The sequence below is a fragment of the Streptomyces sp. NBC_00568 genome (assembly GCF_026341855.1).
Classification (GTDB): domain Bacteria; phylum Actinomycetota; class Actinomycetes; order Streptomycetales; family Streptomycetaceae; genus Streptomyces.
This window is the reverse complement of sequence record NZ_JAPENW010000001.1, coordinates 6,633,665-6,651,018: the sequence shown is the minus strand read 5'-3', so window position 1 is coordinate 6,651,018 and position 17,354 is coordinate 6,633,665. Positions and strand designations below refer to the sequence as shown.

General features: G+C 71.4%; 15 protein-coding genes and 1 pseudogene. 8 read left to right on the top strand and 8 right to left on the bottom strand.

Translation table 11 applies throughout. The features are described from left to right. Entirely contained in the window at positions 1-303 is a 303-nt protein-coding gene (locus tag OOK38_RS28960; RefSeq protein ID WP_266765567.1) for a hypothetical protein, read from the top strand. 216 nt (positions 304-519) lie between these two features. Then, positions 520-1,917 carry an NAD(P)/FAD-dependent oxidoreductase gene (locus OOK38_RS28955; protein WP_266755760.1) on the top strand — a complete coding sequence of 466 codons (1,398 nt, stop codon included), beginning with the start codon at positions 520-522 and terminating at the stop codon, positions 1,915-1,917. A gap of 142 nt (positions 1,918-2,059) precedes the next feature. On the opposite strand, the gene OOK38_RS28950 is transcribed toward OOK38_RS28955, so the two are convergent. The 3 genes from OOK38_RS28950 to OOK38_RS28940 all read right to left on the bottom strand — a co-directional run bounded on the left by OOK38_RS28950 (position 2,060) and on the right by OOK38_RS28940 (position 5,789). Next, positions 2,060-3,292, bottom strand: coding sequence for an MAB_1171c family putative transporter (locus OOK38_RS28950; protein WP_266755761.1), 1,233 nt, complete (start codon positions 3,290-3,292; stop codon positions 2,060-2,062). A 730-nt stretch (positions 3,293-4,022) separates the two neighbouring features. Then, positions 4,023-4,874, bottom strand: coding sequence for a class II fructose-bisphosphate aldolase (locus OOK38_RS28945; RefSeq protein ID WP_266755762.1), 852 nt, complete (start codon positions 4,872-4,874; stop codon positions 4,023-4,025). Positions 4,875-4,907: 33 nt separating this feature from the next. Continuing rightward, positions 4,908-5,789 carry an SIS domain-containing protein gene (locus OOK38_RS28940; RefSeq protein WP_266755764.1) on the bottom strand — a complete coding sequence of 294 codons (882 nt, stop codon included), beginning with the start codon at positions 5,787-5,789 and terminating at the stop codon, positions 4,908-4,910. Positions 5,790-5,911: 122 nt separating this feature from the next. On the opposite strand from OOK38_RS28940, the gene OOK38_RS28935 reads away from it, so the two are divergent. Continuing rightward, the gene (locus OOK38_RS28935) at positions 5,912-6,691 is read left to right on the top strand and encodes a DeoR/GlpR family DNA-binding transcription regulator (RefSeq protein ID WP_266755766.1); all 780 of its coding nucleotides are present in this window, start codon (positions 5,912-5,914) and stop codon (positions 6,689-6,691) included. A 356-nt stretch (positions 6,692-7,047) separates the two neighbouring features. Here OOK38_RS28935 and OOK38_RS28930 read toward each other — a convergent pair whose 3' ends face one another. Next, positions 7,048-8,163 carry a GNAT family N-acetyltransferase gene (locus OOK38_RS28930; RefSeq protein WP_266755767.1) on the bottom strand — a complete coding sequence of 372 codons (1,116 nt, stop codon included), beginning with the start codon at positions 8,161-8,163 and terminating at the stop codon, positions 7,048-7,050. A 471-nt stretch (positions 8,164-8,634) separates the two neighbouring features. Here OOK38_RS28930 and OOK38_RS28925 point away from each other — a divergent pair, with 471 nt between their 5' ends. Beyond that, entirely contained in the window at positions 8,635-10,080 is a 1,446-nt protein-coding gene (locus tag OOK38_RS28925) for a glyceraldehyde-3-phosphate dehydrogenase (RefSeq protein WP_266755768.1), read from the top strand. Positions 10,081-10,332: 252 nt separating this feature from the next. Then, complete coding sequence (locus OOK38_RS28920; RefSeq protein ID WP_266765568.1) at positions 10,333-11,499, top strand: MFS transporter; 1,167 nt, start codon at positions 10,333-10,335, stop codon at positions 11,497-11,499. 459 nt (positions 11,500-11,958) lie between these two features. Here the strand turns inward: OOK38_RS28920 and OOK38_RS28915 are convergent. Further along, positions 11,959-12,066 (bottom strand): annotated as a pseudogene (locus tag OOK38_RS28915) (helix-turn-helix transcriptional regulator); the annotation flags it as partial. Between the two features lie 98 nt (positions 12,067-12,164). Between OOK38_RS28915 and OOK38_RS28910 the strand changes: the two are divergent. Continuing rightward, positions 12,165-12,923 carry a maleylpyruvate isomerase family mycothiol-dependent enzyme gene (locus tag OOK38_RS28910; RefSeq protein ID WP_266755770.1) on the top strand — a complete coding sequence of 253 codons (759 nt, stop codon included), beginning with the start codon at positions 12,165-12,167 and terminating at the stop codon, positions 12,921-12,923. A gap of 162 nt (positions 12,924-13,085) precedes the next feature. Here the strand turns inward: OOK38_RS28910 and OOK38_RS28905 are convergent, their stop codons facing one another. Beyond that, complete coding sequence (locus OOK38_RS28905) at positions 13,086-13,499, bottom strand: MarR family winged helix-turn-helix transcriptional regulator (protein WP_266755771.1); 414 nt, start codon at positions 13,497-13,499, stop codon at positions 13,086-13,088. Positions 13,500-13,584: 85 nt separating this feature from the next. Between OOK38_RS28905 and OOK38_RS28900 the strand changes: the two genes are divergently transcribed. Next, entirely contained in the window at positions 13,585-15,066 is a 1,482-nt protein-coding gene (locus tag OOK38_RS28900; RefSeq protein WP_266755772.1) for an MFS transporter, read from the top strand. Positions 15,067-15,133: 67 nt separating this feature from the next. Then, positions 15,134-15,466 (top strand): DUF6332 family protein, encoded by a 333-nt coding sequence (locus OOK38_RS28895; RefSeq protein WP_266755773.1) that lies wholly within the window; start codon positions 15,134-15,136, stop codon positions 15,464-15,466. Here the strand turns inward: OOK38_RS28895 and OOK38_RS28890 are convergent. Together OOK38_RS28890 and OOK38_RS28885 are read right to left on the bottom strand one after the other, a co-directional pair. Beyond that, a complete protein-coding gene (locus OOK38_RS28890) occupies positions 15,427-16,092 on the bottom strand; it encodes a response regulator transcription factor (RefSeq protein ID WP_266755775.1) in 666 nt (221 codons plus the stop codon). The genes OOK38_RS28895 and OOK38_RS28890 overlap by 40 nt on opposite strands. Further along, the gene (locus tag OOK38_RS28885) at positions 16,089-17,324 is read right to left on the bottom strand and encodes a sensor histidine kinase (RefSeq protein ID WP_266755777.1); all 1,236 of its coding nucleotides are present in this window, start codon (positions 17,322-17,324) and stop codon (positions 16,089-16,091) included. The genes OOK38_RS28890 and OOK38_RS28885 overlap by 4 nt, the downstream gene beginning before the upstream one ends. Between the last annotated feature and the right edge of the window lie 30 nt (positions 17,325-17,354).

Below are 17,354 nucleotides of genomic sequence, written 5' to 3'. Positions count from 1 at the left end.
ATCCGTCAACAGGTTCTCGTCCTCTATCTGGCCACCTCGGCGCTGGACGCGGAGGTGGTGGGCTGGTCGCTCTACGACGGCACCGGCCGCACCTCCCCCACGACCGGCGACAGCGACGAGCCTCCGTACGCGTCGGGCGTGCACGCCCTGCGGGACGGCTGGCGGCTGTTCCAGGCGGCCCAGCTGATCCCGCCGTATCCGGGGCACGAGTACGACGTCTCGTTTCTCAAGCACGAGTTCTTCTTCGAGAGGCTGGTCGACGCCGGGAGCGAGCCCGGGAGTGAGACGCCCCCGGTGCCGTGACCCCGGGTGATGTGAGCTCAGGTGGGGTGCCGCCCAGCGGCAGGCAAGCCCCCTTCGCAGGCTGCTCGCCGGACCGGCTCATGGGGAGGTCCGGCGGCTCGTGGACACCCCCGATCGTCGCCGGAAGACAGAATCGGCACACTTTCTGATCTCCCGTATGCGCCCACGTGCACGACCGTAGAGTGTGGGCGCTCGTCCATGACAACTGGGGGAACCATGTCGCGCCGTGCTGTCGTCATCGGTGGGAGCGTGACCGGCATGCTCGCCGCCGCGGCTCTTTCCCGGTCCATGGACGAGGTGACCGTCCTGGAGCGCGACGAGCTCCGCGAAGGGCCGCAGCCGCGCAGGCGGATTCCGCAGGCACGGCACGCTCACGTCCTCCTGCCCAGCGGACGCGACGCCATCCAGGAACTGCTTCCCGGAGTCGACGTACGCGAGCGCCTGGTCGCGTCGGGAGCTCACGAACAGTCCCTCACCGACATACTGGGCTTCGGCCCGCAGGGCTGGTTCCGGCGCTGGCCGCCCGTCGTCGACGAGCTGCTGCTCACCCTGTGCAGCCGCGACCTGCTCGACTGGACCGTCCGTGAGGCCGTCCTCGGCACCACCTCGGTCACGGTCCGCCGGGGCGAGGCGGTGTCCCTGCTGGGAACGGCCCAGCGCGTCACCGGCGTACGCGTCCTCGCCGACGGCACCGAGGAGGATCTGCGGGCCGATCTCGTCGTCGACGCGAGCGGACGGGGATCACGCGTCGAGCACTGGCTCGAGTCGCTCGGCGTGACGGACATACCCACCGACGAGGTCGACTCGGGTCTCGTCTGCGCCAGCCGCGTCTTCCGCGTTCCGCCGGGCGCGGAGCACTTCCCGCTGACCCAGGTCGGGGCGGAGCCCGACCACTCCCGGCCGGGGCGTTCCGGAACTCTGGTGCCCATCGAGGGCGGCCGCTGGATGGTCAGCCTGGCGGGTACCCGCGGCGGTGAACTCACCGCCGATCCCGAGGAGTTCACCCGCTTCGCGCTTGGCCTGCGCCATCCACTCCTCGGGCAGCTCATCTCCGGTGCCGAGCCGCTCGGCGAGGTGTCCCTCAGCCGCAGCACCCGCAACAGGCGCCGCGACTTCGAGAAGGCGGCCATGCCCGAGGGCCTGGTGGTGCTGGGTGACGCCGTCGCCACCTACAACCCCGTCTACGTACAGGGCATGTCCGTCGCGGCCCTGGGCGCCCTGGCTCTGAGCCGGCGGTCGCAGCAGGCCGATGTCACCGCTCCGGGGTTCGCCCGCGGGGTCCAGCGGGCCGCCGCCAAGTCCGTCTCGGCCGCGTACACCCTGAGCACCTCCCAGGACCAGTGGTTCCCGGAGGTCATCGGCAGGGCTCCGACGCTCGTCGACCGGCTCCTCAGCCTCTACATGGGCCGGATGGCGCGCGTGGCGACCACCTCCTACCCCGTGTCCGCGGCCCTGTCCTCGGTCATCACGCTCCAGGCCGACACGAGCCGTCTCGTGCACCCCAAGCTGCTGCTCGCCACTCTGAGAGGGCCCGTCATGGAGCCCCTGTCCGGGCCGCCGCTGACCCCGGAGGAGAGCGGCTTCCTCGCTGCCCTGGACCCCGTCCCCGTGTGACGATCGGCGCCCTGGACCCCGTCCCCGTGTGACGGCGTCCGCGGTGCGAGCGCGGGTCAGGGGTCCTCGCTCCGGTCGTGGGTGCCGGCGGGGCGGTCGGGCCGGCCGATGAGCCGATCCGTAGGTCACCGCGGGCTCGGGGTCAGGAGAGCTGGCGCACCGTGGTTCTCCTCGATTGGATCGCGGCGTCCACGATGGGGGTCCGCACCGCCCGGGACAGACTCAGCAACGACGGCTGGCCCGTGTCCAACGACCGCGAACCGGCGGCGGGGCGGCGCACGCGCGCGCTGACGGAGACCACCACGTCGACGTCCCCGACCGAGATGCCGATGGTGCCGGTCTCCGCGACGGGGGACGGAGCCTCGGCGAGGGCGGCCACGGCGACCATCGCGGCCAGCCCGATCACTTCGGCGTCCGCCGCACAGGACCCGGCGGCGAGCGCCTCCCGGTAGGCGCGGCGCCGCACCTGGTCGTCGAGTTGACCGGCCAGTCGCTTGAGGCCGTCCCGGATGGCCGTTTCCCGCGTGGTGAGCTGCAGTTCGACGTCGCTGATCGTCCGCCACGACAGCGCCGTGACGCAGCGCCGACGGCTGCTCGGCCCCGCCAGCAGACAGAACAGCGGACGCAGGCGTACGAACGTGATGGCGGAATCGATGCGCGGACCGATGAGGGGAAGGATGTAGCCGGCCGAGGCGAGGCAGGAGCCGACGGCCACGAGCGGTGCGACGCTGGTGCTCAGACCGTCCCAGCTGTGCCCGAGCCAGTGAGCGGTCAGCGCGACGGCCTTGACGACGCTGTAGGCGCTGGTGAACAGCCAGCCCACCACGAGCAGGGCCAGCGACCCACGCGTCCAGCGCTTGACCTTCCGTGTCCAGCGCCAGCACAGCAGGGTCGTCGTCACCGCGGCCACCGTGTGCGCCACCAGGTACAGCACGATCATCTCTCGGATGAACGGAGTCGAGGCGTAGTAGGTGTCGAAGTCGGCCCGGCGCTCCACCGGCGCGTCGCCCAGCGTGAACAGGACGCCCTCGGCGGCGATCACTCCCAGGTAGCTGAACAGCCATGCCCGGGAGGTGCGTCGGACCCGGACGGGGTCGCTGCCCCGCCAGTGCACGATGAGGATGAGGGACGCCGCGCCGAAGGCGGTCACCGCGCCGTACGTCAGGGGCGCTGCCACATTCGGTATGCCCGTGACGCTGTTGACCAGGGCGACGGTGGGCGGCGCGCCGAGCACGAAGCAGAGACCCGACAGGAGGATGACGGCGCAGAAGGACCGCTTCAGCGGGTCTCTCCAGTGGCGACGCAGGTCGGGCAGTTGGGCGGCGAGTCCCATCCAGAGGACTGCCGCGGCCAGGTAGTAGATCAGTCCGTTCACATCGGGCCCAAGGGCGATCGGCGGCGCACGTCTCGATGCGCGGTTCGCGGACCGGTCGCGGACAGCCCGATGTTCACCAGGGTGCACGTGTTCGAGCCGCGCACCGATGTGCTGGTTCCGGCCAGAAGTTGACCGCTCAAGGCCTCCTCCGTTCCGCGCCCGGTCCAGCGCCGGCTCTGCCCCGAAAACACCGCCAACCCCTGCTCCCCGCGTCAAAGGGGCATACGGACGCCTGCCCGAGTGGCCTTGGGGCCGATGTCTCGCCCGCGAGCCTGCCGTGCCCTTTCGGCCTTCTCATACTTGTTCACACTAGCCACCTTGTCACCCACTCGAACTGCCGTGGGTGCAAAAGCACATGCGTCAGGAGCGGCTCCGGACGGAGTCGGCGCCGGCAGTATGGCGGCTTTGGGCCGCATATCCGGCTGTAGAAGCAGGTATGCGAAGGGCGGACCGTGCGGCGGGAGGACCACAGCCGCCGAACGGCCCGCGGCCAAGCGGGGGTTCACGGGTTTCGCGGACTGGAGCGAGCCCCTGTCATCCGCGGCGGAGGCCCGGCTGACTGTTCGCCGGATGGAGGCCCGGTCGGCTGTTCGCCGTGCGGAGGCCGGGCCGCCTGTTCGCCGGGCGGAGGCCCGGCAGGCTGTTCGCCGGGCGGGAGCCGGCCCAGGGGCGACCGGGTCGGTTCCGCGGCGACCGGGTCGGTTTCGCGACTAGGAAGCGGAATCGACGCTCACCCCTGGAGCACGCCGATGAGTCCCGCCACCGTGCGTGCCATCGCCTCCCGTCCCACGCTGAGGTATTTCCGTGAGTCCACGGCTTCGGGGCGGGCCGCGAGGAACTCCCGGATGGCGCCCGTCATCGCGATGTTCAGCGCGGTGCCGACGTTGACCTTGGCGATACCGCCCTCGACGGCCGCCCGGAGCTCGCCGTCCGGGACCCCGGAGGAGCCGTGCAGGACGAGGGGGACACCGAGGGACGCGGCCAGGCGTTTGAGCAGGCCGTGGTCGAGGGCGGCGGTCCGGGTGGTCATCGCGTGCGAGCTGCCGATCGCCACGGCCAGCGCGTCCACGCCGGAGTCGGCCACGAAGGCGCGGGCCTCACTCGGGTCGGTGCGGGCGCCGGGCGCGTGCGCGTCCCGCGGCGGCTCACCGTCCTTTCCGCCGACCTCGCCCAACTCGGCCTCGATCCAGAGACCTTGGGCATGCGACCAGTCGGCTGCGGCGCGGGTCGAGGCGAGGTTCTCCTCGTACGGCAGGCGCGACGCGTCGTACATGACGGAGCTGAACCCGGCACCCGGCGCCTGCCGGAGCAGGTCGTCGCTCTGGACGTGGTCGAGATGCAACGCGACGGGCACCGAGGCCCGTTCGGCGGCGGCGGTCGCGGCACGGGCCAGCGGGAGCAGCCGGCCGTAGCGGAACTTGACCACGTTCTCGCTGACTTGGAGCACGACGGGCGCGTCGGCGGACTCCGCCCCCGCGATGACGGCCTCGACGTGCTCCAGGGTGATGACGTTGAACGCGGCGACGGCGGTCCGCGCCAGGGCGGCCCGGGCGACCAGCTCACCGGTTGCTGCGAGGGGCACAACTCCTCCTTCTCCGTGGGTGGTCGGGCCGGTTCAGTCGCCGAGGATCACGGAGCGGGTGAGGTGGCGCGGCTGATCGGGGTCCAGGCCGCGTGCCGCGGCGACGGCGACGGCGAGGCGCTGGGCACGGACGAGTTCGGCGAGCGGGTCGAGGCCGCCGTCCACCCACAGTCCGCCGGTCCTCCGGACCTGCTCGGCCAGCCCCTCGGGTGCCTCGCCGAGCATCCAGGTGGCCGTGCCGTGGGTGGTGATGCTGATGGGGCCGTGCCGGTACTCCATCGCCGGGTAGGCCTCGGTCCAGGCGAGGGACGCCTCCCGCATCTTGAGCCCGGCCTCGTTGGCGAGGCCGACGGTCCACCCGCGGCCGAGGAAGGTGAACTGCGCGCAGCCGACGAGTTCTTCGGGCAGCGGGGTGGCGAGCGCGGTGCGCGCGTCGGCGACGACGGCGTCGCTGTGCAGTCCGAGGTGGGCCCGGAGCAGGGTGAGCGCGGTGGTCGCGAAGCGGGTCTGCACGACGGACCGCTCGTCGGCGAAGTCGAGCACGACGACGCCGTCGGCGTACTCCATCACGGGCGTGTGCGGATCGGCGGTGACGGCGGTCGTACGGGTCTGTCCGCGCAGCCGCCCGAGGAGTTCGAGCACTTCGGTGGTCGTGCCGGAGCGCGTCAGGGCGACCACGCGATCGTAGGAGCGGCCTTCCGGGAACTCCGAGGCGGCGAAGGCGTCCGTCTCGCCCTGCCCGGACTGTTCGCGCAGTACGGCCGCTGCCTGCGCCATGAAGAACGAGGTGCCGCACCCCACGATCGCGACACGTTCCCCCGCCGCGGGCAGCGCGGCTGCGTGCACCGCCGCCTCTTGCGCGGCGCGGATCCAGCACTCGGGCTGGCTGCTCAGCTCGTCCTCGACATAGGTCATGCCGTACCCCTCCCACGGATGCTCGTTCTTGCAAGATATAGCGAAGTTTCGAGCACAATCAAGCATTCGAGCGGAGGTGGGGTGCGCTAGGGTCGCGGAAGATCGAGGACTGGAGGGTGCGGATGTCGCGCGACGCCCGTTGGAAGGCGCTGCTGGAACTGCTCGTGGAGCGGGGCCGCCTGGATGTCGAGGAAGCGGCGACGCGGCTGGAGGTCTCGGCGGCGACGATCAGGCGCGACTTCGACCAGCTCGCCGAGCAGCAGATGCTCGTGCGCACCCGGGGCGGCGCGGTCGTGCACGGCGTCTCCTACGAACTGCCGCTGCGCTACAAGACCGCCCGCCACGCCTCGGAGAAGCAGCGCATCGCGAAGGCGGTGGCCGACCTCATCGCCCCCGGCGAGGCGGTGGGCCTGACGGGCGGCACCACGACGACCGAAGTGGCCCGCGCCCTGGCCGTACGCCCGGATCTGGCCTCGGGCTCCCCCGCGCTGACCGTCGTCACGAACGCGCTGAACATCGCGAACGAACTCGCCGTGCGTCCCCAGTTCAAGATCGTGGTGACCGGCGGGGTCGCGCGGCCGCAGTCCTACGAGCTCATCGGGCCGCTCGCGGACGGCGTGCTCGGGCAGATCACCCTGGATGTCGCGGTGCTCGGCGTGGTCGCGTTCGACGCCACGCACGGCGCCGCCGCCCACGACGAGGCGGAGGCCGCGATCAACCGCCTCCTGTGCGAGCGGGCCGAGCGCGTGATCGTCGCCGCCGACTCGAGCAAGCTGGGACAGCGCGCGTTCGCCCGTATCTGCGCCGCCGAGTCGGTGGGCACGCTCGTCACGGACGTGGCGGCGGGGCCGGAGACGATCGGGCGGTTCGAGGAGGCGGGGATCGAGGTCATCGCCGTATGACACCGAGACCGTCACCCGACTCCGAGGTCATCGCCTGACTTCGGGGCCGTCGCCCGCGCTCGTCGTGGGCATACGGTGCCGCCTGCTCGTGTCACCGTTCCCCGGGCCCGACCTGAGACCGGGCACGACCGCGAGCCGATGTGGACGCCCGCGGGCCCCTCTCCGCCCGAAAGAGGCCCGCACCCTAGGGGCGGAGCTCAGCGAGCGGCGCCGAACCGTGCCGCACAGCCGCACTCGCTCTTCGGGCGCGGCTGCCTACAAGCACGGCCGCTCTCGAAGCATGCCCGAAGGCCCCCTCGCCGGGCCGTCCGGCCTCGAAAACTCCCACCCCCCCGGGGGGTTGCCGTGCCGCCCGGTCAGCGTGCCCCGGGTCCCGCTCCGCCGGCTTGCGCGCGGTGCGACGCACGCAGCGTGCCGACGGTCTTGAGGAGGCGGTCGGCCGGGTCACGCAGCGTCGGATGGGCGAGGACCGTGTTCCGCAGACCGCGCACGGGCCTGCGCCACAGCCGGTGGGCCGCCGCCACCGGATGGGGGCGGGCCACGAACCCTTCACCCACGCGCAGTTCGCGGGTCTTGAGCCAGTCCTTGTACTCCTTGTCCCCGCGCCCCAGATCCAGCAGGCTCACGCCGTGCCGACCGGCCGCCTCGGCGGTCCGCAGGTGCATCATCAGCCCGGGCGAGTAGCGGTGGAACTCGGGGTCGTACGCGGTGAACCAGGCCGCGAGCACCGTGCGCGACCGGGGTCCGAAGTGGGCGGCAACCGGCCGGTCCCCGGCGTAGAGCACGGACAGCACGCCGGTGAAATGCTCCTCGCGCACATCGAACAGGTGGTTCACCAGATCGACGATCCAGGGCCGCGCGAAGCGGTCCATGCGTCCCGTCCTGCGGTACTGGGCGGATTTCCACCGCATGAGCGTGCGCAGCATCCGCGGGTCGCGCTCGTCAAAGGCGAACCGCACCTCGCCCACATCACGCCCGAGCCGCCGTTCCTTCTTCAGGGTCGTCTTCGCCTGACCCGGGTAGGCGCCGCGCAGCCACTCCGGGTAGCCGCTGTCGCCCGGCTTCAGGTCGATGACCGGGGAGGCGAACGTTCCCGTCACATGGCGCCCGAACGGCTTCTGCTCCTCGACGAGATGGTCGAACTCGAAGATGGACATCCCGCAGGCGCGCAGCACCTCCGGCGCGTCCCAGGTGACCCCGGGTCTGTGCACCAGGGCCTGGCAGTCGGAGAGTCCGAGGCCGATGGCTCTGCCGACGCCGAAGACGTTGCGCTCGTACGGCAGGAAACCGACGGGCTCCCCGTCCTCGCGCAGGACCGCGACCTGCGCACCGCTGCGGTATCTGCCGACCCCCGTCGCGAACTCCGGTGCCAGGAACGGATTGGCGTACTCGGGCGACTCGTCCATCGCCCGGTGCCAGGCCTCGCGCAGCTCGACGCTCAAGCCGTCGAGTCTGTGGATCGTGATCTCCACCTCAGATCGACCACCCTTCCGTGGGCGCTGCGAGGAACGTACCGGTCACAGCACAGGCCAGTAGGGCGTGTGGATCCTTGCTGCTGGATCGCATGGGCGACAGCTCCCCCCGTGACGCGCTGTCCGCGTCCTGCCACTTTTCTGATTTCCGCCGTCCCGCGCCGCGCATGGACGCGTCTCCCGGTCGAGCACCGAGATCCGAGCCAATCGGCGGGGGCTCAAACGTCGCGAAACAGTACGCACGCTGTCAAGGGTGCCTACCGCAACGAATGAGTCCAGGTCGGAAGACAGAGGGTTTGTCGTACTGGTGGACGACAAAGCGAGCCCGACGGCGAGCCGCATGGAGGGCCGGATTCCGAGGCCGCGAACGACCCCCGCCGACGCCGCCTTCCGTTCGAGTGGACACCACGTGAACGACCGGAACGACGGCCGGTTAGCATATGAGCGCCACCTAGCTCGAAAGATGATTCTGTGACTGTCAACGACGACGCGTTCACCAACTGGAAGACCCGCGAAGAGATCGCGGAGTCGATGATCCCGATCATCGGGAGGCTGCACCGGGAGCAGGACGTCACGATCCTCCTGCACAGCCGCTCCCTGGTGAACAAGTCGGTGGTGAGCATTCTCAAGACCCACCGCTTCGCCCGGCAGATCGCCGGCGAGGAGCTCTCGGTCACCGACACTCTGCCGTTCCTGCGGGCGCTCACCACGCTCGACCTCGGCCCGTCCCAGATCGACCTCGGCATGCTCGCCGCGACGTACCGGGCCGACGACCGCGGGCTGTCGGTCGAGGAGTTCACCGCCCTGTCCGTCGCAGGCGCCACGGGCGAGAACAAGATCGAGCGCCGCGAGGGACGCGACGTCGTCCTCTACGGCTTCGGTCGCATCGGCCGCCTCATCGCCCGCCTGCTCATCGAGAAGACCGGCTCCGGCAACGGCCTGCGGCTGCGTGCCATCGTCGTACGCCAGGGCGGCGACCAGGACATCGTCAAGCGCGCCTCGCTGCTGCGCCGCGACTCCATCCACGGGCAGTTCCAGGGCACGATCACCGTCGACGAGGCGAACAGCACGATCATCGCCAACGGCAACGAGATCAAGGTCATCTACGCCAACGACCCGTCCGAGGTCGACTACACGACGTACGGGATCAAGGACGCCATCCTCGTCGACAACACGGGCAAGTGGCGTGACCGCGAGGGCCTCTCGAACCACCTGCGCCCCGGCATCGACAAGGTCGTCCTGACCGCGCCGGGCAAGGGCGACGTCCCGAACATCGTGCACGGCGTCAACCACGACACGATCAAGCCGGACGAGCAGATCCTGTCCTGCGCCTCCTGCACCACCAACGCGATCGTCCCGCCGCTGAAGGCGATGGCGGAGGAGTACGGCGTTCTGCGCGGGCACGTGGAGACCGTCCACTCGTTCACCAACGACCAGAACCTGCTGGACAACTACCACAGCTCCGACCGCCGAGGCCGTTCCGCGCCGCTCAACATGGTCATCACCGAGACGGGTGCCGCCTCCGCGGTCGCCAAGGCGCTGCCCGACCTGAAGGCGCCCATCACCGGCAGCTCGATCCGCGTCCCGGTGCCGGACGTCTCGATCGCGATCCTCAGCCTGCGGCTGGGCCGCGAGACCACCCGCGAGGAGGTCCTCGACTACCTCCGCAACGTCTCGCTGACCTCGCCGCTCAAGCGCCAGATCGACTTCATCAGCGCCCCCGACGCGGTGTCGAGCGACTTCATCGGCTCGCGTCACGCCTCGATCGTCGACGCCGGCGCCACCAAGGTCGACGGCGACAACGCGATCCTCTACCTCTGGTACGACAACGAGTTCGGCTACTCCTGCCAGGTCATCCGGGTCGTCCAGCACGTCTCCGGCGTGGAGTACCCGACCTACCCGGCTCCGGCGGTCTGAGCCGGAAGCAGCGCGTGGTTCGCCGTCCGGGCAGGTGGGACGGCGAACGCCGGGCCGCGGGGCGACAGGGATTCCCCTCCCATCGGGGCCCCGGTCGCCCCGTTCCTTCGTGGTGCCCCGCCCGGCGCGCTCCGGCCCACGTCTCCTTTCGCCCCAGCGCGGCACCCGCCCGACGCTTCCCTTGCCCTGAGCCGGGCACCCGTCTAACGTGAGTTTGTGCCGCTAATAAACAAAACCAGCCCGCACAGCGTTGTGCCGGACCGCTCCCTCACCCGACTCCGCGTCGTGCTCACCGCGTTCTTCGCCCTCGACGGCTTCGTCTTCGCCGGCTGGGTCGTCCGCATCCCCGCCATCAAGCACCAGACCGGTGCCTCCGCCGGCGCTCTCGGCCTCGCCCTCCTCGGCGTCTCCGCCGGTGCCGTGATCACCATGATGCTCACCGGACGGCTCTGCCGACGGTTCGGCAGCCACCCGGTGACCGTGGTCTGCGGCGTGGTGCTGTCCCTGAGCGTCGTCCTGCCCCCGCTCACCCACTCGGTCCCGGCCCTGGGCCTCGTCCTGCTGGTCTTCGGCGCCGCGTACGGCGGGATGAACGTCGCCGCGAACAGCGCGGCCGTCGATCTCGTGGCCGCACTGCGGCGCCCCGTGATGCCCAGTTTCCACGCGGCGTACAGCCTGGGCGGCATGCTCGGGGCGGGGCTCGGGGGGCTGGTCGCCGCACATCTGTCACCGACGCGCCATCTGTTCGGGATGGCCGTCCTCGGCCTGCTCGTGACCGCCGTCGCGGGACGCGCGCTGCTGCGGCAGGACGTCCCCGATGCACCGGACCGCCCACGCAGCGACGGGAGCCCGGCGCAGGCGCGTCCCGACGGCCGTACCCGTGGTCTGGTCGTCGTCTTCGGCCTGATCGCCCTGTGCACGGCGTACGGCGAAGGCGCGCTCGCGGACTGGGGCGCGCTCCACCTGGAGCAGGACCTGGACGCACACCCGGGGATCGCCGCCGCCGGCTACTCGTGCTTCGCCCTCGCCATGACGATCGGCCGCCTCAGCGGGACGGCCCTGCTCGAACGCCTCGGCCGGACCCGGACGTTGGTCGCGGGCGGCACGACGGCCGCGCTCGGCATGCTGCTCGGCTCGCTCGCGCCCTCCACCTGGGCCGCGCTGCTCGGTTTCGCCGTCACCGGGCTCGGCCTCGCCAATATCTTCCCTGTCGCGGTCGAGCGAGCCGGAGCGCTCGCCGGAGCGAGCGGGGTCGCCATCGCCTCCACCCTCGGGTACGGGGGCATGCTGCTCGGGCCGCCCGCGATCGGGTTCATGGCCGACTGGTACTCCCTGCCGACGGCGCTCACGAGCGTCGCGGCACTGGCGGCCGTGGCCGCCCTCATCGGATTCGCCACGCGCCGGGCCGCGGTGGGGTGAGCGGGCGCGGGGCTCCGAGCGCCGCCGCCGGCGGCTCCGCGGAGCCCTCTGCCTCTCCGCCGGTCCGCACCGGCTCCCTCCGCGAAGGCCCGAACTCCGGCTACCGCCTGAAGAACGATCCCCGCACACGAGCTGCGCCACCGGACCGAGGACCTCGGCCGGTGATGACTCCCGCGAGTCGACCACGTACTGGACGACGCCCCCGAGCGAGTGCATCGAGCACCGTCACGGGACGCGCCCGGGCGCACTTCCGGCCTGTGGCATCCGCCGCGAGTGCCGGTGGTCCCTGCGGCACGGCTCGGCCGCCTGTGGGGCCTGCTCCACCATCGTTGCGGACACCGGCGGAACGGCCGCATGCCGTCGACAGGGCTCCTTCAGCACGTCGCCCGAGTGGGACGGCCGCTCCTGAGGTCATCCGTCCCGCCCCGGACATCGTCGTCCGGCCCCCTGGACCGCGATTCAGGGGCGGGCCGGCAACCAGCCCTGCTGAACGGCGCGTACGCCGGCCTCGAAACGGCTGCGTGCGTCGAGGCGGTCCATCAGTTCGGAGGCGATCCGCCGGGCCGTGCCGCACGTCACAACCGGCCGCACGCTCTGTCCTCTCCACTCCGCTGCTCTCTGCTCCCCTGCTCCCCCGACGGCCCCGCATCCGGCACACTCGCGGCATGGAGATTCCTGAGTTCGTGGAAACCCTTGACCGGGAAGGCCGGTTGCTGGTCGCGGCCGCCGAGTTGGCGGGGGTCGACGCCAAGGTCGCGACCTGTCCCGACTGGCAGGTCAGGGATCTGGTGCGGCACACGGGCATGGTCCACCGCTGGGCCACCGCGTTCGTCGCGGAGGGACACACCTCGTACCACCCCGACGGCGGACTGCCTGATCTCGACGGCGACGAGCTGCTGACCTGGTTCAGGGACGGGCACCGGACGCTCGTGGACACCCTGGCGGGCGCCTCGCCGGACGTGCGGTGCTGGAGCTTCCTGCCGGCGCCCTCGCCGCTGGCCTTCTGGGCGCGCAGGCAGGCGCACGAGACCACCGTGCACCGGGTCGACGCCGAATCGGCGCTCGGCGGGGTGGCGGTCGCGATCCCACCGGGCTTCGCGGTCGACGGGATCGACGAGTTGCTGCGCGGGTTCCACGGGCGCTCGAAGAGCGGGGTGCGCACCGAGGAGCCTCGTGTGCTGCGGGTGCGTGCCACCGACCACCCGGACGCGGTGTGGACCGTACGGCTCTCGTCCCAGCCGCCGCTCAGCGAACGCGGGGAGCACGCTCACGTGGACGTCCACGCGGATGTGGACTGTGAGTTGGCAGGTCCGGCCGCGCGTCTCTACCTGGCGCTGTGGAACCGTGTGCCGTTCCCGAGCGTGACGGGGGACGCCTCGCTCGCCGGCCTGTGGCGGGAGAAGTCCGGCATCACCTGGAGCTGACGCCCGAGGCCGGAGTCCGGGGCGCCCGGAGACTGCCGACGAGTGGCTGGGGCCCCGATCCGGACGACCGTGGCCCCTCGCGCGGCCTGAACGGACTGCCGTGGCCCCTCGCGCGGCCTGAACCGGGCAAGCCGGGCGACCACGGCCGGCGGGACCGCCCGGTCACTCGCAGGAGGCCGCCGGGCCGCCCGCCAGCATCCGAGTGAGGACCGCGCGCTGCAACGGCTTCACCTCGCCGTGCAGTTCACGCCCCTTCGGCGTGATGCACACGCGCACACCCCGTCGGTCCTCCGGGCACATCCCGCGCGTCACGAGACCGTCCTTCTCCAGGCGGCCGATCAGCCGGGACAGGGCGCTCTGACTGAGATGGACCCGCTCGGCGATCTCCTGGACACGGTAGGAGGGGCCGCCGTCCGTCGCGGTGCCCTCCGCCAGCACGTCGAGGACCTCGAAGTCGCTGGCGCCCAGCCCGTGTCGATGCAGCTCGCGATCGAGCTCACAGAGGGTGCGGGCGTGCACCGCGAGGATGTCGCGCCACTGGTCCACGAGCCCTTGCTCGGCATTCGTCGCCGCCATGCGCGCACCGTAGCAAAGAATCGACTTTGTTGCATCGGAATTAAATGCGCTTGCATTGAATGCATGTGCATGTACTGTCTGACGCATGACCTCTCCGCTCACCCACCCCGCGCCGCAGGGACGCTGGACCCCTCGTCTGTGGGGCACCCTGCTCGTGCTCTGCGCCGCGATGTTCCTGGACGCGCTGGACGTGTCGATGGTCGGCGTCGCACTGCCGTCCATCGGCTCCGAACTCGACCTCTCCACCTCGACGCTCCAATGGATCGTCAGCGGCTACATCCTGGGTTACGGCGGGCTGCTCCTCCTCGGCGGACGCACCGCCGACCTGCTGGGCCGCCGCCAGGTCTTCCTGGTGGCCCTCGCGGTGTTCGCGCTCGCCTCGCTGCTCGGCGGGCTCGTCGACTCGGGCCCGCTGCTGATCGCCAGCCGTTTCATCAAGGGGCTGAGCGCCGCGTTCACCGCGCCCGCCGGCCTGTCGATCATCACGACGACGTTCGCCGAGGGCCCGCTGCGCAACCGCGCGCTCTCGATCTACACCACGTGCGCGGCCACCGGCTTCTCCATGGGCCTGGTCCTGTCCGGGCTGCTGACCGAGGCGAGCTGGCGGCTGACCATGCTGCTTCCCGCGCCCATCGCCGTCGTCGCCCTGTTCGCGGGCCTGAAGCTCATCCCGCGCAGCGAGCGCGAGAAGGACCACCGCGGCTATGACATCCCGGGAGCCATCCTCGGCACCGCCTCGATGCTCTTGCTCGTCTTCACGGTCGTCCAAGCGCCCGAGGCCGGCTGGGGATCGGCCCGCACTCTGCTGTCCTTCCTCGCCGTCGCCGTACTGCTCACCGTCTTCGTCGGCATCGAGCGACGCAGCCCGAGCCCGCTGATCCGGCTCGGCGTCCTGCGTTCCGGCAGCCAGATCCGGGCCCAGCTCGGCGCGATGGCGTTCTTCGGCTCGTACGTCGGATTCCAGTTCCTGGTGACGCTCTACATGCAGTCGCTGCTGGGCTGGTCGGCGCTGCACACCGCGCTCGCCTTCCTGCCGGCCGGCGCGCTGGTGGCGCTGTCCTCCACGAAGGTGGGGGCCGTCGTCGACCGGTTCGGCACACCCCGGCTCATCGCGACGGGCTTCGCCCTGATGGTCGTCGGGTACGCGCTCTTCCTCCGCGTCGACCTCGACCCGGTCTACGCGGCGGTCATCCTGCCGACCATGCTGCTGATCGGCGCCGCGTGCGCCCTGGTCTTCCCGTCCCTCAACATCCAGGCGACCAACGGCGTCGACGACCACGAACAGGGCATGGTCTCGGGCCTGCTCAACACCTCCGTTCAGGTCGGCGGCGCGATCTTCCTCGCGGTCGTCACGGCGGTCGTCACCGCGAACTCCTCCGAGGGCTCCTCGCCCCAGGACGTTCTCGACAGTTACCGGCCCGGCCTGATGGTGGTGACCGGCATCGCCTTCGTGGGTCTGCTGATCACCCTGCCCGGCCTGCGCACGCGACGTCCACAGGAATCTGTCGTCGTCGCCCAGTCCGTCCGGAAGGCGGCGGAGTCGGAGCGGGTCGCCGTCCGCGACTAGAGGACGCTCCGACGAACGCGCCCGGCGGGTCCTTGCCCCGCCGGGCGCGTGCCTGTTGACTCGAGGCATGAGCAACAACGGGGAGAGCAGCGACAGTTACCGCAGCCGCGCGCAAGGGACGCGCGCCCGGCGCACCCAGGCACAGCGGGACGCGGCCACTGTCGAGATCGGATACGCCTTGGCCAGCGCGGCGTTCGTCGCGGCGGTCGCCTTCGGGGTCGTCAGCGGGCCCGCCCTCTTCCTGGACCTGTCGCACGGCGCGGTACGGGCGCTCGTCACCGCTGGGGCCGCCCTGGCCGCCGTCCTCTTCGCTCTACGGGTGGCCACCGTACTGTTCCGCTTCCACGACCAGGCGGAGCCTCAGCCCAGCCAGCCCGGCCGCACCAACCCCGACTCATAGGCCAGCACGACCAGTTGGGCCCGGTCGCGCGCCCCGAGCTTCACCATCGTCCGGCTGACATGGGTCTTGGCCGTGAGCGGGCTGACGACCAGGCGGCGGGCGATCTCGTCGTTCGAGAGGCCGATGCCGACCAGGGCCATCACCTCCCTTTCCCGCTCGGTGAGTTCGGCGAGGGACGCGGCGGACTCGGGTTCCTTGGAACGGGCCGCGAACTCGGAGATCAGCCGGCGCGTCACCCCGGGCGAGAGCAGGGCGTCGCCCTCGACCACCGCCCGTACGGCCCGCAGTAGTTCCTCGGGCTCGGTGTCCTTGACCAGGAAGCCGGAAGCACCGGAACGGATGGCCTCGAAGACGTACTCGTCGAGCTCGAAGGTGGTGAGCATGACCACCTTGACGTCCTTCAGGTCCGCATCGCCGGTGATGCGGCGCGTGGCCGCGAGGCCGTCCATCAGGGGCATCCGGATGTCCATCAGGACGACGTCGGGGCGCAGTTCACGGACGACGCGCACCGCTTCCTCGCCGTCGGCGGCCTCTCCGGCCACCTCGATGTCCGGCTGCGCGTCGAGCAGCGCCTTGAAGCCGGCCCTGACCAGTGACTGGTCGTCGGCGAGCAGTACGCGGATCACCGGTCCTCCTTGACCTTCCACGGCAGTACGGCCAGCACCCGGAACCCTCCGTCGTCGCGCGGACCCGCCTCGATCGTGCCACCCAGTGCCGCCGCCCGCTCCCGCATACCCGCGAGCCCGTTGCCGCTGCCGCCCGCGTCCGCGCCGGTGGCCGGCCCGTCGTCGTCGATCCGCAGGCGCAGCGCGCCCTCCGCGTGTTCGAGCCGCACGCGCGCGCGGCGCGAACCCGAATGCCGTACGACGTTGGTGAGCGCCTCCTGGATGATGCGGAACGCGGCGAGATCCGTGCCGGGCCCTGGCGTCGGGACCTCGCCCTCGATCTCGACCGTCAGGCCGGCGCCCGCCGCCTGCTCGACCAGTTCGGGGAGCCGGTCGAGCCCCGGCGCGGGCGCGCGCGGCGCCTCACCCGGCGCGCGCAGCGTGTCGAGCACCTGGCGGACCTCGCCCAGCGCCTCCTTGCTGGCCGCCTTGATGGTGGTCAGCGCCGTACGCGCCTGCTCGGGGTCGGAGTCCAGCAGCGCCAGACCGACGCCCGCCTGGACGTTGATCACCGAGATGCTGTGCGCCAGCACGTCGTGCAGTTCCCGGGCGATCCGCAGCCGCTCCTCGTCGGCGCGCCTCCGGGCGGCCTGCGCGCGCTCCGCGCGGTCGCGGGCCCACTGCTCGCGGCGCACACGGACCAGCTCCGACAGCGCCAGCACCGCCACGACCCAGGTGGCGATGCCGATCTCCTGCATCCAGGAAGGAGGGCCGTCGCCCGTCGGGGGCAGGCGGCGGTACAGCCAGTGGGCCACCACGAGATGCCCTGCCCACAGCAGGCCGATCGCCGTCCAGGCGGCCCGGCGGTGCCCGGCGACCACGGCGCTGAAGCAGCCCACGGCGACAGGAAGGAAGACCGGACCGTACGGGTATCCCGCGGCCACATAGACCAGGGCGACGGCAGCGGTGCCGAACACGACGAACACGGGGTACCGCTGTCGCCAGAGCAGCAGACCGGAACCCACCACGAGGAGCGCCCTGGCGAAGAAGTCCAGGGCGAGCCGGTCGCCGTGCTGGGCGTGGGCCGCGAAGGTGGAGCCGAGGAGCACGAAGGCGGTCAGCAGCAGCGTGGAACGCCACGGCCAGCGCGCGCGGCGCTCCTCGTCGTTCCAGCGGTTCCACCCGGGCGGCCCGTGCCACCGCCGCGGTGGACCGCCCCACGTCGGACCCGCGGGCGTGTGCTGCTCTTCCATGACCGTCACGCTAGACGGACGGACACGGCG